Source organism: Pedobacter sp. UBA5917, assembly GCF_002432345.1.
Lineage (GTDB): Bacteria > Bacteroidota > Bacteroidia > Sphingobacteriales > Sphingobacteriaceae > Pedobacter.
This window is the reverse complement of the sequence record NZ_DJDT01000099.1, coordinates 1-14,714: the sequence shown is the minus strand read 5'-3', so window position 1 is coordinate 14,714 and position 14,714 is coordinate 1. Positions and strand designations below refer to the sequence as shown.

The following is a 14,714-nucleotide window of genomic DNA, read 5'->3' as shown; positions in this document are numbered from 1 at the left end:
AACCAGTTTAAACAATTAACCAAATTACCCAATAAACTAATGGCCAATGAACAAATGAACCAAACAAAAAAAGCCACAGAGCAACAAGTCTACACCTGCTGTTCCATGGCCTTTGGACCTCTTAAAGAGAAAATATTATTTTACGCCCAATACATCAACGCCCTGTTCGAAAACAACGTCAACCGGGATATTCTTTTTGGTTAAACGGTCCAGATCTGTTTGTAGTTCGGTATGGATAATCGCTTTTTCTTTTTGTGCTTTTTCTACAGCAACTTTATCGCCATTGCCCTGAAGCGTAATAATGAAAGCACTTAAATCGTTCATTGCAGTAGTAAATTTATCGAAATTCACTTTATAGGTGCCTTTTGCAGTACGTTCGAAAGCACCTTTTTCCTGGAAGTAATTAAAACACTGCATATTGGCTTTTCCATGCGCCTCAGAAACGCCAAAGCGTACCGAACGTAAAATGCCGGCCATAAATGTGGTGTAATAATCTTTAATATCGCCTTTTAATTCACCTTTTTTAAGTAATCCGGTTACCATATATAAGCCTAAAATATCAGCTTTACCTTCTTCCAGCCAGCTATATTGTTCTTTTAAAGCTTCGCGCACAAAGCCTTTTCCGGTGATGGTTTTTTTAATCCCCAAGCCGTGCGCCACTTCGTGGAACATTACGTTGGCAAAAAAAGCATCGAATTTAATATACTGTTGCTGCTCCGTGTCGATAAGTTCTTTTGAAATCGGCACCAAAATCTTATCAAATTTTGCCTGCATCGCATTTTTTAGCTGCGAACGGCGGGTGCCTTTTTCCTGCTGGATTTTTTCATCATTCGGAAGGTTAACCGCTATGGTTTTCGATCCTGCATTACAATCGCCGGCATAATAAACCACATCATAAGCATTCAGTTCAGAGTCTGTTCCCGGGGTTTCGGCCTTGTATTTAGCTGCAACCGGAAGGTTTTTCTGTAACTCGGGAAGCATTTTTACATATTTGGCCAAACGCTTGCTCCATTCTTTATCTTTAATTAAAACATAAGCCTCGTAACTGGTACGGGCATTAAAAAGTTTATCCTCGTAATTTTCAATCGGACCGATAATGATATCCAATCCATTGGTTTTCATATCCAGCCAGGCATAATCACTTGCGGTAAAGTTATCCGTTACCAAAGCATCGGCCCTTAAGTTCAAATATTTTTTTAAGCCGGCATCTTCTGTAATTAAAGCAGCCTGTTTTAAAAGGGAACTTACTTTCTGTAATTCCGAAGCAAATAAAACATGGTAAGGTACCGTAGTTAATTTGCCCTTGCTATCTTTCTGAACAACAGAATAAGCGCCGAATTTATCGGCCAGATCAGATTTTTCTATCGCTTCTTTGGTAATTCCGTAAGGATAAAATGAAGCTCCTTCGGGTTTTGTTCCTATACCTTCAACAAAGGGTTTATCGTTATTCAACCTATCCCACGGACCATAATTGATGTTCAAAAAATCGCGTGTTTTTTCATCTTTAATCGTGGCTAATAAGCTATCGCGTTGCGGATAGGCCTGTTTCCAATACAATTCGTCCATAATTTCGGCTGCCTGGATTAATAATGGCAAAATTTTACGGTCGTTAATGCTTAACTGATTGATATTGGTAGTAAGCTTAACTTTTTCGTAAATGGCAATTCGCTGCGCAACGTAATTGGTTAAACTATCTTTTTGTACGGTTACAGTCTTACCATCAGCGGGTTTGTTATTGCCGGTGCAAGATGATAGCGACCCGGCCGCAATAGCCAGCGAAGATAAAATTAGGGTTGATTTGTATAAATTCTTCATATTAAAGTATATCGGTGCTAAATTAGTAATTTTTGAAAGCTTTGTATAAAGTTTGATGCATTGGCCCAAGTTTAGTATAACTTTGTAACTTCAAAATCGCTAACAATTCATGCCCATGTTATTTTTCAGATCAAAATCCCCATCTATTTTTACATTTTCTCTCCTGCTTATTTTATCAGCCTGTGGTACCAATAAATATGCTGCAACAGAAAAAATATATAAAGATAAAGCAAAGGATTTTTCGAAAATAATCGGTACAGTACCTCCCGCTGGTCAATTGTACGATTCATTAGGAGCAACAAATCAGGAGTGGGTTGGTTCTGTAAATTTTGGGATACGTAAGCCAAATTTTGTGGTGATCCACCATACCGCACAGGATAGTTTGGCGCAAACCATTAAAACATTCTTCTCAACAAAGGCTGGCACCAGTGCACATTATGTAATCAGTCGCGATGGCAAGGTGGTACACATGGTAAACGATTACCTCCGTGCAAACCACGCCGGAATAAGTAAATGGGGTAAAGATACCGACTTAAATTCCTCATCAATTGGCATTGAACTGGATAATAACGGCTTAACCGATCCATGGCCCGATGCGCAGATCAATAGTCTGCTTAAACTTTTGGCCACTTTGAAAAAAAACTACGGCATCCCTACAGCTAATTTTATCGGTCATGCCGATATTGCCCCAAAACGTAAAAACGATCCTAAAAATTTCCCCTGGAAAAAACTCGCTGATAAAGGCTTCGGTTATTGGTATGACGACGTGCTGAAAAATCCACCTGCAGATTTTAATACCGAAATGGCCCTAAAATACATCGGTTACGATACCAGCAACCTTCCTGCAGCAATTACGGCTTTTAAAATCCACTTTATCCAATCAGATATTACGCCAACTTTAACCCCTGTAGATATTTTGGTGCTTTATAATGTTTATACGAAATATTAGGTGATGGATGATGTAAAATGGAATAAGTCCGAAGCCGGAAGACCGATGTCCGAAGGTTGCGTACGAAATACCAACAAATTAACCATGACTATTTACCGTTGGGAATTTGCATTAACAATTTATCAATTAAACAATCTGCTTATCAAACAGTTAACCAGTTTAAACAATTAACCGATTAACCATACATAAAAAAGCACAGACAAACTACGCTAATCCGTGTTTATCTGTGCTAATCTGTGGTTGAAACAACTAAAACTAGTTCGGCTTCTTAAATGTATCTTTCAGTGTTACTGTTCTATTGAAAACCAATTTATCGGCAGTAGAATCTTTATCTAAACAGAAATAACCTTTACGGATAAACTGGTAACGGCCATCTAAATCTGCATCGGCCAAAGCCGGCTCGATATAGGCATTAGGCAATACCGTTAAACTTTCGGGGTTTAAATAATCTTTAAAATCGCCTTCTTCTGCATCTGGTGTTTCTGAAGTAAATAAACGGTCGTATAAACGGATCTCGGCAGTTTTGGCATGTGCCGCACTTACCCAGTGTATAGTTCCTTTAACGTTGATGCCGCTGGTATCGCTTCCGCTTTTAGATTCGGGAATATAAGTACAACGGATTTCGGTAATGTTTCCGTTTTCGTCCTTCACAAAATCTTCGCATTTAACAATGTAAGCAAACTTTAAGCGGACCATTGCACCAGGTGCCAAACGGAACCATTTTTTTGCAGGTACTTCCATAAAATCTTCGCGCTCGATCCAAAGTTCGTTACTGAAAGGGATTACACGTGTACCACCGCCATCTTCTGCTTCCGGATTGTTCTCGCCGATCAGTTCTTCCGAACCCTTATCATAATTGGTAATCACCAGTTTAATCGGGTCTAAAACCGCCATTACACGGTTAGCAGTTTTGTTCAGATCTTCGCGGATACAGAACTCCAGCAAACTCAGCTCGATTAAATTCTCGCGTTTTGCAATACCGATACGTTCGCAAAACTCGCGGATACTTTTTGGCGTAAAACCTCTTCTGCGAAGCCCCGAAATGGTAGGCATCCGTGGATCGTCCCATCCGGTTACCAGTTTTTCGTTAACCAATTGCAAAAGCTTACGTTTGCTCATTACCGTACTGGTAAGGTTTAAACGGGCAAATTCATATTGTTTTGAAGGGAAAATCTCCAGTTTTTCGATAAACCAATCATATAGTTCGCGGTGCGAAACATATTCTAAAGTACAAATCGAGTGGGTAATGTTTTCGATACTATCGCTTTGTCCGTGGGCAAAATCGTACATCGGATAAATGCACCATTTGTTGCCTGTACGGTGATGTTCGGCATGTTTAATGCGGTAAATAATCGGATCACGCATTAACATATTCGGACTTGCCATGTCGATTTTGGCCCTTAAAATATAAGCACCATCAGCAAATTCGCCATTTTTCATTTTGGTGAAAATAGCAAGGTTTTCCTCAACACTACGGTTACGGTATGGGCTATCCTGTCCGGGCTCAGTTGGTGTACCTTTTAAGGCTGCGATTTCGTCTGCCGAACTTTCGTCCACATAAGCCAATCCTTTTTCGATCAGTTTAACGGCAAAACCATATAATTCATCAAAATAATCTGATGCATATAATTCGTTTTTCCAATCAAAACCCAACCACCTGATATCTTCCTGCTGGCTGTTCACATATTCTGTTTTCTCTGTTACCGGATTGGTATCATCAAAACGCAGGTTGGTATAACCGCCGTATTTTTGTGTTAGTCCGAAATTTAAGCATATCGCTTTCGCGTGGCCGATGTGCAGATAACCATTAGGTTCAGGCGGAAAACGCGTAACCAAAGTTTCATACTTACCACTATTTAAGTCGTTCTCAACAATTTCTTCAATAAAGTTCAATGACTTCTCTTCACTCATAAAAACCTGTAAATTAGGAATGCAAATGTAAAAAGATTGAGCGTATTTATGCAATGATTAACGGTTTATTAGCATACAGTTAATATTTGGCGTATTTGAATTACTTTATTAATGTGCTAAATGGTTATGTATAATTAATTATGGTTAACCGATGAATATGAACCGTCAAACCATGATCTAATTTCTATATTAGCTAATAAATTCGATACATTTACGTCAACTTAATATTCATTTATGAGCAAAGCATTAAATCGACCGATCCGCGTTTTGGTGGCAAAAGTTGGCTTAGATGGTCACGATAGGGGTGCCAAAGTTATTGCAACTTCCTTACGTGATGCAGGTATGGAGGTGATTTACACTGGCTTGCGCCAAACCCCCGAAATGGTGGTAAATACGGCCTTACAGGAAGATGTTGATGCAATCGGGATCTCTATCCTATCGGGTGCCCACATGACGGTTTTTCCTAAAATTATCCATTTTATGAAAGAAAAACAGCTCGATGATGTGTTATTAACAGGTGGTGGGATTATTCCTGAGGCCGATCGGTTAAAGCTTGCCGAACTGGGGGTTGGAGAATTATTTCCTCCCGGCACAACAATGGCAAGTATTGTAGAATATATTCAAAATTGGGTTACTGAAAACAGAAATTTTTAAGCTATGGCATACCAGAATTTAATATCGGAAATAAAAGAAAACATTTTATACGTTACCATTAACCGCGAAAAAGCACTTAACGCACTCAATAAAGATACTTTGGCAGAGCTGGCCGATGTAATTGTCTATGCGGGTAAAACCGAGGGGGTAAGAGGTGTTATTTTGACGGGAGCAGGCGAAAAAGCCTTTGTTGCAGGGGCTGATATTAAAGAGTTTTCCGATTATAGTGGAAAACAGGGAGAAGAATTGGCAAAAAGAGGTCAGGATGAGGTTTTTAATGCGATAGAAAATTCGACCAAACCATTTATCGCAGCCATTAACGGTTTTGCATTGGGCGGTGGTTTAGAATTGGCTATGGCCTGCCATATGCGGATTGCTTCTGATAACGCTAAACTGGGCCTTCCAGAGGTTACTTTAGGTTTAATTCCGGGTTATGGCGGTACACAACGCTTAACCCAATTGGTTGGAAAAGGTAAAGCAATCGAACTGATTACCACCGCAAATATGGTTACCGCAACCGACGCAGAGAAAATAGGTTTGGTAAACCATGTTGTTCCACAGGCCGATCTGATCAGTAAAGCCGAAGAAATACTCAATCTTGTAAAGCAAAGGGCACCATTAGCTGTTTCGGCGGCTATAAAGTCGATTATTGCATCTGTAAATAACAACAACGGTTATGCTACAGAAATTGAAGCTTTCGGTAAATGTTTCGAAACTGCTGATTTTAAAGAAGGAGTTACTGCATTTGTAGAAAAGAGAAAAGCCGTTTTTTCAGGGCGATAGTTGGGTTGTAGTATTAATTATGTTTTGCAGAAGTGTAAAAAAATACAAAAATATTTTAAAGTAACATGTTTTTTACGTAATTATGCATTATCTAAAATGCTTAATCTCAATTATTTTGATTCATCCCACTTAATCATTCGGGGTTCTTTTTAGGGTTAAAAATCCTATTAATGAAAAACAAAATACTTATAATCGACGATGAGATAAACATCGGCCTATTACTGACTAAATTTTTAATTAAAAACAGATTTGAAGTTTTTGCCGCCACAACAGGCGCTTCGGCATTGGAAATACTGGAGAGAGAAAAATTCGACCTGATTTTGTGCGATTACCGTTTAGAGGATACCAACGGTAAAGAAATCTTAATTTACGCGAAAGAAAATTATCCAGCCACAGGGGTGGTTATCATTACGGGATATTCAGACATTAAACTTGCCGTTGAACTTATCAAATTAGGGGCCTACGACTATATTGTTAAGCCCTTATATCCCGATGAAATATTAAGTACAATTAATAAGGCTCTTGAGACCCAAAAAGTATTAAAAAAACAAAGTAGTATCGTTAGTGTAAAAGAGACTGAAATATCTGATTACCCCAAATATATTGAGGGCAAAAGTAAAAGTTCCTTAAATCTTTTAGAACAGATTAATCTGGTTGCACCAACCAATTACAGCATTATTTTAAACGGGAAAAGTGGGACTGGAAAAGAGTGTGTGGCCAAAATTATCCATCAGAACAGTTTACGTAAAAACGAACCCTTTGTAGCAATGGATTGCGGTTCGCTAAGCAAAGAACTGGCTGCGAGCGAATTTTTCGGTCACGAAAAGGGATCATTTACGGGAGCCATGTTTACCAAGGTAGGTCATTTTGAACAGGCCAATGGCGGAACTTTGTTTCTTGATGAAATAGCCAATCTGTCATACGAGGTACAGGCAATTTTACTAAGGGCGGTGCAGGAGCGTAAGATCAGAAGAATCGGTAGTACGAAAGAAATAGCGCTTGATATGCGGATTATTATAGCTACAAACGAAAACCTGGAAGACTGTATACAAAAAGGAACATTTAGGGAAGACCTGTATCACCGCTTTAATGAGTTTTCTATCAATATTCCATCATTAAGTGAGAGAAAAGAAGATATCATGCTTTTTGCTAATGCATTTTTGACAGAGGCAAATGAAGAATTGAACAAAAACATCACCTCTTTTTCTAAAGAGGTTAAGAGCCGCTTTTTAAACTACAGCTGGCCGGGCAATGTGCGCGAACTTAAAAATGTAATCAAGCGGATCGCACTGTTAACCAATGGAAAACAGATAGAAACCAAGGTTTTGCCCCTGGAGATCGAAAAAAATATACCGGCCAAAAACCGGGTGTTCGAAAAGAAATTCTCAAACCTCGAATCCGATGCGAACAATAATGTACAACAGCTTAGAAAAACAACCGAAGTTGCCGAATATGCTGCAATTTTAACCGTATTAAAAGAAGTTAACTTTAATAAAACAAAAGCAGCTAAAATTTTAAAGATCGATAGAAAAACCCTTTATAACAAAATAAGCACACTTAAGCTCGATAAGGAAGAATAAATTAAAAATCGATAAAACAAAATAGGCCTATCGGGCATTTAAGAGATAGCCCAAGCACCTTAAATTATGTCAGTATTCTCTTATAAACAGCGTAACAATATTAATCTCGTTATCATTATTGCGCTGGGGGTTTTAATTGCCTATTCTTTACAGAGTATCTTTAGCGCCATCCTGAGTACATTGGTGCTGTATACCATTATGCGCCCTGCGTATATCCATTTAGCAGAAATTAAGGGCTGGAATAAAAGAGTAGTTGCCATTTTGTTGATCAGTGTAAGCATTGTATTGATTGTACTGCCTTTTTATGCACTTAGCAGCATGGTGATCAGTAAAATTTCGGAGCTGCGCAATAATGAAATCTTTTTTAGGAACCTGTTGGTTAAGCTGCAGCACCTGGTTCCAGTCAAAATTAACCAGGAACTGATACAGGATGGTATGAACCGTTTGGGGAATTGGGCCACCCAACTTTTCCCTTCGCTGATTTCAAGTGCGGTAAATATTGTGCTGAGTTTACTGGTAATGTATTTTTTGCTTTATTTTATGTTGATTGAGCGGAAAAAGTTCGAGTTTTCGATGATAAAATATGCTCCTTTCAGAGAGCAGAATGCATTGCGTTTTGGTGATGAAATGCGGAATACTACCTATGCAAATGTGTTGGGCCAGGGATTGATCTGTTTGGTACAGGGATCGTTGGTGAGTCTTTCATTTTATGTTTTAGGCTATAAAGATCCCATGTTCTGGGGAGTAATTACCACATTTATTTCTTTCGTTCCCGTGTTGGGGCCTCCGGTTGTTTTTGTACCGGCTGCCATTTTGCAGATTGCCGATGGAAATAATTTTGCCGGCTGGGCCATGCTTATTTTTGGTTTTGTAGTGATTATCAATATCGATAATGTACTGCGGTTTATAATTGCGAAAAAAGTTGGCAACATTCATCCCATAATTACAGTAATTGGCGTAATTATTGGTATCCCTTTATTCGGAATATTGGGCCTCGTTTTTGGTCCGCTGCTATTGTCTTATTTTATTTTGCTTGTTAAAATTTACGAAACCAGTACGCTTGCATCAGAAAGATTGGAAAGAATTAAAACAAATAATGAGCATAACGAGTTATAAATATAGCTTAACAATAAAATAATGTAGTAGTTTTATATTGTACATAATTGTTAAACCCTTAAAATACATTATTATGAATGATAACTCAAAAGTTGTAGTTGCGCTTTTAGCTGGATTAGCTGCCGGTGCGGCACTAGGAATTTTGTTCGCGCCTGATAAAGGTGAAGAAACCCGCGATAAATTAAGCCAATCTTTAAAAGATCTGGGCGACTCTATCAAAGATAAAGCTGCTGATGAGATTAACAATTTAGCCAGCTTAAAAGATAAAGTAGTAAGCTCAATCAAAACCAAATTGAGAAGCGTAGAAGAAGAATATAGCGACGACGTAGAGCACGCTTAATAAATAAATATTGCATAGCCGGGTGTTTTGCCCGGTTAAACCTCATCTGAATTATGCAGGAAAATAAGGATAAAAGTATTGAAGATCTGATAGATGATGCCAAAGGCTTTTTAGAGGCCAGGGTTGAGTATACCAGGCTTTATCTTGTTGAAAAAGCATCGAAAGTTTTTGCCGATCTGGTAACGAGTACTGCCGTTATTGTTTGCTTTATATTGGCCTTTTTATTTGGCTCGGTAACCCTGGCCCTTTACTTATCCGATGTTTTGGGCAGTTATGCCGGCGGTTTTGGATGTGTTTCACTATTCTATATCCTACTGGCCGTAATTGTTTATCTAACTAAGGATAAATACATTGAGAAAGCAATCATCAACGTTGCCATTAGGAAATATTTCGACAAACTTGCAGATAAGGAGGAAGATGAAAAGGTATAAAGACATCCGTAATCTAACCGACCTGCAGGCCAGGAAATTAGAACTTAAAGTGGAGTATACACTTAAGCAGGAGATGCTTAAATCGGACACCAAAACGTTTTTTAAACAGTTTACATTGGGTGCCCTGATTAAAAAATATGCCACTCCAAATAATCTGTTCAAAGCCGACGAAAAATTAAACATCAGCAGTACAGCCATGTCGTTGCTTTTGCCAATGGTAATGAACAAAACGATATTCAGAGGTGCAGGGTTTTTAACCAAGGCCACTGTAGGTTTAATTTCGGGCAAAGTAGGTAAATCACTCGATGCTGAACATTTGTCAGCTATTTTTAACTCCGTTAAAGGCTGGTTTGGCAAAAAGAAAGAGAAAAAGGATAAGAAGTTTGTCGATTATGGCATCCCGCCAGATAGCGAAACGTATTAGTTCAGTGGTTCATTTGCCATTTGTTCATTGGTTAGCGATGCGCAAAAAATGACCTAAAAGCAAAAAGCCTCAAAATTTTAAAATTTTGAGGCTTTTTTATTGATCGTCATGCTGATCCGATAGCTATCGGATTTATTTCAGCATCTTCCAGGCATGATAGACCCTGAAATGAATTCAGGGTGACGATCACTTCTTAACAATAATTTTTATAATCGCTGTTACTCTGCTCCCTAACCAATTCACCAATGACCGGTAAACCAATGACAAATGAACCAATGGCCAGTGAACTAATAAACCTATAAATCGGTCTTAATCTTCAGTTCCTTCAATTGTTTCTCATCAATAGTACTAGGGCTATCGATCATTACATCCCTGCCAGAGTTATTTTTAGGGAAAGCAATTACGTCGCGGATCGAATCTAAACCTGCAAAAATAGAGGTTAAACGGTCGAAACCGAAGGCGATACCACCATGTGGAGGTGCGCCGAATTCGAAAGCATCCATCAAGAAGCCAAATTGTTTTTGAGCTTCTTCTGCACTAAAACCTAAATGTTTAAACATTAAGGCCTGTAAAGCGCGATCGTGGATACGGATAGATCCACCACCAACTTCTGTTCCGTTGATTACCATATCGTAAGCATTGGCACGTACCTCACCTGGCTTGGTATCAAGCAAAGCAATATCTTCTGGTTTTGGCGAAGTGAACGGGTGGTGCATGGCATGGTAACGTTCAGTTTCTTCATCCCATTCTAAAAGTGGGAAATCCAATACCCAAAGGGCCGAGAATGTATTTTTATCGCGTAAGCCCAAACGGTTACCCATTTCTAAACGGAGCTCGTTTAACTGCTTGCGTACTTTATCGGTAGAACCGGCCAAAATCAATAATAAATCTCCTTTTTCTGTCGCAAAAGCTTCGCTCCATTGTTTAAGATCCTCTTCATTAAAGAATTTATCAACTGATGATTTAATAGTTCCGTCATCGTTATGGCGGGCATAAATTAAACCTGTAGCCCCAATCTGTGGACGTTTGATAAAATCGGTCAATTCATCCAATTGTTTACGTGTATAACTTGCAGCTCCTTTTGCATTGATACCCACCACCAGTTCGGCGTTATCAAATACAGGGAAACCTTTACCTTTTACCAGGTGGTTAAGCTCCACAAACTGCATCTCAAAACGCGTATCAGGCTTATCTGATCCATATAAACGCATGGCATCGGCATATTGCATACGCGGAACCTCCGGCAGATCGTAGTTGCGCACTTCCTTAAATAAAGTACGGATCAAACCTTCGAAGGTATTTAAAATATCTTCCTGCTCAATAAACGACATTTCGCAGTCGATCTGTGTAAACTCTGGCTGACGGTCGGCCCTTAAATCTTCATCCCTGAAACATTTAACAATCTGGAAATAACGGTCGAAGCCCGAAACCATCAACAATTGTTTAAAGGTTTGCGGCGATTGCGGCAAAGCATAAAATTCACCCTCGTTCATGCGGCTAGGCACTACGAAATCTCTTGCGCCTTCTGGTGTAGATTTAATCAATACCGGTGTTTCTACCTCGATAAAATCCAAGGCATCCAGGTAACGGCGAACCGATTGGGCCATTTTATGGCGCAGAACCAGGTTATTACGTACGGGGTTACGGCGTAAATCCAGATAGCGGTATTTCATGCGCAGTTCGTCACCACCATCCGTTTCATCATCGATCATAAACGGCGGTAATTTTGCTGCATTCAGAATTTCTAAAGCAGAAACTTTAATTTCCACATCGCCGGTTGGCATTTTTGGGTTTTTGTTGCTTCTTTCTACAACGGTACCAGTGGCTTTAATCACAAACTCACGGCCCAATGTACGTGCAGTTTCGCAAAGCGCTTTATTATCGTCCATGTTAAAAACCAACTGGGTAATACCATAACGATCGCGGATATCGATAAAAGTCATACCGCCCAAATCTCTTGATTTTTGTACCCAACCACATAACGTAACACTTTCGCCTAAGTTGTTTAGGTTTAATGCACCACAAGTTACTGTTCTTAACATATATATAATCTAAATTGAGCGGCAAAAATACCGATTTTGTTTTAAAGTTGGCGCTATAGCCAAAGGTTTTTGAAATAGGATTTTTGGCATGCAGAAAGTTTGCAATTTGAAAACATTTTATATAGGTTTAATAAAGGAGTGATGTTCTTTAGATGTCGTCACCCTGAATTCATTTCAGGGTCTTTTTTTCAGAAAGGATGCTGAAATAAATCCGATAGCTATCGGATCAGCATGACGATAGTGCTGCCCAAGAAATCAAAGACATTATTATTCGACTAATAACTGAACTCAGATTGGTATAACAATGAATTGGAAAATATTAAAAAACGAAGCAGACTATAATAAAGCATCAATAAGATTGATGGAAATTTTTCATGCGGAACCCAATACCCCTGAAGTTGACGAGTTAGAATTATTACTTGTTCTGGTAAAAGATTTTGATGAAAAAAACTACCAATTACCAGACTTGGATGCCTTAGAGGTAATTAAATATAAGATGAAGGAAATGGGAGTAAAAGCCAAAGATTTGGAACCAATTATCGGAAGTAAGGGGCATGTATCAGCTGTATTATCAGGAAAAAGAGACATTACTTTAAAAATGGCTCAAAAACTTAAAAATTATTTTAGGATTCCATCCGATGTATTTCTCCATTCGACATAGATAATTTAGAATATTAAATTGTACCCTAAAACTATGCTTTTGATTTTAATCTGCTCAATGTTTCTTGCGAAATATTTAAATAAGAGGCCACCATTTTATTTGGCAGATGCGTTACAACCCTCGGGTTTTGGGCGAGTAACTGACGGTAACGTTCGGTAGCATCGAGGGTAATAAACGACATTAACCTGTTGGTATTGGTTACATACGCATATTCTAGGTAATGGCGGTAGAGTTTTTCCCAGTGTGGAATTACTTTAAGCAGTTCGTAAAAATCGCTTTGCCAGATGCAATATAGCTCTGTGTCTTCTATTGCCTGCACAAATTCCTTCGAAATATCGTTGGTGATAAAACTGACTAAAGCTGTGGCAAACTGGTTTTCGAAGGCAAAATGCCTCGTTGCCTCAGTACCACCTTCGGTTAAGAAAAAAATCCGCAAACAACCTTTGGCTATAAAATAAATCTTTTGCGGTTTTTCGCCCGGGCTCACCAGGATTTCATTCTTTTTAACTTTTAATATCTTGAAATACGACAATACTGTTTCCAGATCTGCATTGCTGATCGTTATTTTTTCTTTAATGTAAGCCGAAAGCAGTTTGTACATATTGTATAATTACCCAAAATTAGGGTGTTTAGGATTTTCCCGTAATTTTTTCAGCAAGCTTACGGGCGTTCGGAATGATAATAAATGCTGCAAAATAAGCTACGGGCAGCATCACACTCCATGCTTTTAAAAATTTGATCATCCAATCTTCGCCAAAACCGTAATTGCGCATTAAACCCACAAAGGCCATAATCAAAGTCATGGGGATTACCACAAACAATGTATTGATGTATCTAAAATATTCTTTTTTCATTTTATATTTTTCTAATGCCCCAAAAGTGCGGGTATTAAAAAGCTTAACCTTTGATGTAGGTCAAAAAAAATACTGCAATATCATTAAAATCGAGGATTGATCTATTTCTTGTTTTTAACTTATTTGGGATTGATGCTTTTCATCCAAACAGCTTTCCGCATAACCGATCACTTCTTTTTGCTGTAGCTCTATCAATTTAGTGTTTATTGGTTTATAATTGATGTGCGGTGGAATATCAAGCACAAAATAACCATCCTTAAATTTTTCACTTTCGGCACCCAGCGCATTTAACATCAGGATAATTTCGTTGGTAGGCACGGTTTTGTCCATTAAAACAACCTGAATAGTAGAATGGCCCGAAAAAGCTACCGTTTCGCGGTAGGTTAACATGTTTTCATCAGCATCATGTTCAGCAAAAATGAGATCTTTGTAAGCGAAAGGTGCGTAAAAAGGAACATTATCAATTTTATAATGTCCTTTTTCTACATCTACAATTTCACACCACATTGTCTCTATTGTCCATTCTTCCAGGGCATCGCTATAAAAGCTAAAAAGAATTTTAACGTGTTTGTCTTCGCCCATTAGTATTTTTCCTCTAACACAATTTCCAGGGCAATCACCTTCCACTCTCCCTTAATATTTTTCCAGTGGTAAATTTCTTCGGTCTGGATGGTCTGCTTTTTAGAGAGAACAATCAGTTTAGGCTTTAAAAGAACCGATTTACGGGCAATTTTTTCTATGAAAATATCATCTTCGGTAGATGATTTTATCCTGTAATAACTGGTATGGATTTCCTTGGTGCTGCCAAAGTGTTTTTTTAAATCGATGGTATAATCGCGTTTGTTTATAGCTGGTTTTTCGAATGGTGTAAAGCTCAGGCTATCGTCAAATATGGCTGTATAAGCGGTTAAATCTTTATTTTCAAAAGCCTGGTTTGCTTTCTGGTGTATTTCGTTTATTGCTGAAAGGATTAAATCGGTTTCCATGGCATGAAGTTAATGGTTTGCATCAGGGTTTTCAAATTTATGATGATCCTGTGGTTGATTTTCCACAAATGCAAAATACATAGAAATGTCCATGTGATTAATGATGAAGTGTTTTTAGGGTTTTGGAAATGAAAGGGCGGCATTCCATAGGTGCTGTAGCCCCGCCAT

The 14,714-nt window shown here is 38.5% G+C and carries 17 protein-coding genes; 9 read left to right on the top strand and 8 right to left on the bottom strand.

Annotation, left to right across the window (positions count from 1 at the left end):
- Positions 1-135: 135 nt before the first annotated feature.
- Positions 136-1,815: a dipeptidyl-peptidase 3 family protein gene (locus B2V92_RS06165; RefSeq protein WP_293305831.1), complete on the bottom strand. Its 1,680-nt coding sequence runs from the start codon at positions 1,813-1,815 to the stop codon at positions 136-138.
- 115 nt (positions 1,816-1,930) lie between these two features.
- Here B2V92_RS06165 and B2V92_RS06160 point away from each other — a divergent pair, with 115 nt between their 5' ends.
- Positions 1,931-2,764 (top strand): N-acetylmuramoyl-L-alanine amidase, encoded by an 834-nt coding sequence (locus tag B2V92_RS06160; protein ID WP_293305829.1) that lies wholly within the window; start codon positions 1,931-1,933, stop codon positions 2,762-2,764.
- A 255-nt stretch (positions 2,765-3,019) separates the two neighbouring features.
- Here B2V92_RS06160 and B2V92_RS06155 read toward each other — a convergent pair whose 3' ends face one another.
- Positions 3,020-4,675, bottom strand: coding sequence for a glutamine--tRNA ligase/YqeY domain fusion protein (locus tag B2V92_RS06155; RefSeq protein ID WP_293305827.1), 1,656 nt, complete (start codon positions 4,673-4,675; stop codon positions 3,020-3,022).
- A gap of 234 nt (positions 4,676-4,909) precedes the next feature.
- Here B2V92_RS06155 and B2V92_RS06150 point away from each other — a divergent pair, with 234 nt between their 5' ends.
- The 7 genes from B2V92_RS06150 (at position 4,910) to B2V92_RS06120 (ending at position 10,003) form a co-directional block, all read left to right on the top strand.
- The gene (locus B2V92_RS06150; RefSeq protein ID WP_113949619.1) at positions 4,910-5,329 is read left to right on the top strand and encodes a cobalamin B12-binding domain-containing protein; all 420 of its coding nucleotides are present in this window, start codon (positions 4,910-4,912) and stop codon (positions 5,327-5,329) included.
- Between the two features lie 3 nt (positions 5,330-5,332).
- The gene (locus tag B2V92_RS06145; protein WP_293305822.1) at positions 5,333-6,112 is read left to right on the top strand and encodes an enoyl-CoA hydratase/isomerase family protein; all 780 of its coding nucleotides are present in this window, start codon (positions 5,333-5,335) and stop codon (positions 6,110-6,112) included.
- 170 nt (positions 6,113-6,282) lie between these two features.
- Positions 6,283-7,692 (top strand): sigma-54-dependent transcriptional regulator, encoded by a 1,410-nt coding sequence (locus tag B2V92_RS06140; protein WP_293305820.1) that lies wholly within the window; start codon positions 6,283-6,285, stop codon positions 7,690-7,692.
- Between the two features lie 66 nt (positions 7,693-7,758).
- Complete coding sequence (locus B2V92_RS06135) at positions 7,759-8,808, top strand: AI-2E family transporter (protein WP_293305817.1); 1,050 nt, start codon at positions 7,759-7,761, stop codon at positions 8,806-8,808.
- A 73-nt stretch (positions 8,809-8,881) separates the two neighbouring features.
- A complete protein-coding gene (locus B2V92_RS06130; RefSeq protein WP_039474732.1) occupies positions 8,882-9,148 on the top strand; it encodes a YtxH domain-containing protein in 267 nt (88 codons plus the stop codon).
- A 53-nt stretch (positions 9,149-9,201) separates the two neighbouring features.
- On the top strand, positions 9,202-9,579 hold the full coding sequence (locus B2V92_RS06125; RefSeq protein WP_293305803.1) for a phage holin family protein: 378 nt from the start codon (positions 9,202-9,204) through the stop codon (positions 9,577-9,579).
- Complete coding sequence (locus tag B2V92_RS06120) at positions 9,566-10,003, top strand: hypothetical protein (protein WP_293305800.1); 438 nt, start codon at positions 9,566-9,568, stop codon at positions 10,001-10,003. The genes B2V92_RS06125 and B2V92_RS06120 overlap by 14 nt, the downstream gene beginning before the upstream one ends.
- Before the next feature lie 296 nt (positions 10,004-10,299).
- Here B2V92_RS06120 and aspS read toward each other — a convergent pair whose 3' ends face one another.
- A complete protein-coding gene (gene aspS, locus B2V92_RS06115) occupies positions 10,300-12,045 on the bottom strand; it encodes an aspartate--tRNA ligase (protein ID WP_293305797.1) in 1,746 nt (581 codons plus the stop codon).
- A gap of 304 nt (positions 12,046-12,349) precedes the next feature.
- On the opposite strand from aspS, the gene B2V92_RS06110 reads away from it, so the two are divergent.
- Positions 12,350-12,706: a helix-turn-helix domain-containing protein gene (locus tag B2V92_RS06110; protein WP_293305794.1), complete on the top strand. Its 357-nt coding sequence runs from the start codon at positions 12,350-12,352 to the stop codon at positions 12,704-12,706.
- Between the two features lie 31 nt (positions 12,707-12,737).
- On the opposite strand, the gene B2V92_RS06105 is transcribed toward B2V92_RS06110, so the two are convergent.
- From B2V92_RS06105 to B2V92_RS06085, 5 genes are all read right to left on the bottom strand, one after another.
- Entirely contained in the window at positions 12,738-13,307 is a 570-nt protein-coding gene (locus B2V92_RS06105) for a Crp/Fnr family transcriptional regulator (protein WP_293305791.1), read from the bottom strand.
- 28 nt (positions 13,308-13,335) lie between these two features.
- Positions 13,336-13,560, bottom strand: coding sequence for a DUF2798 domain-containing protein (locus B2V92_RS06100; RefSeq protein WP_293305788.1), 225 nt, complete (start codon positions 13,558-13,560; stop codon positions 13,336-13,338).
- 114 nt (positions 13,561-13,674) lie between these two features.
- Entirely contained in the window at positions 13,675-14,142 is a 468-nt protein-coding gene (locus B2V92_RS06095; RefSeq protein ID WP_293305785.1) for a DUF4265 domain-containing protein, read from the bottom strand.
- Positions 14,142-14,546, bottom strand: coding sequence for a hypothetical protein (locus B2V92_RS06090; protein WP_293305782.1), 405 nt, complete (start codon positions 14,544-14,546; stop codon positions 14,142-14,144). Before B2V92_RS06090 ends, B2V92_RS06095 begins: the two co-directional genes overlap by 1 nt.
- The coding region (locus B2V92_RS06085) for a hypothetical protein (protein ID WP_293305780.1) at positions 14,531-14,714 on the bottom strand (184 nt) is incomplete at its 5' end. The genes B2V92_RS06090 and B2V92_RS06085, both read right to left, overlap by 16 nt.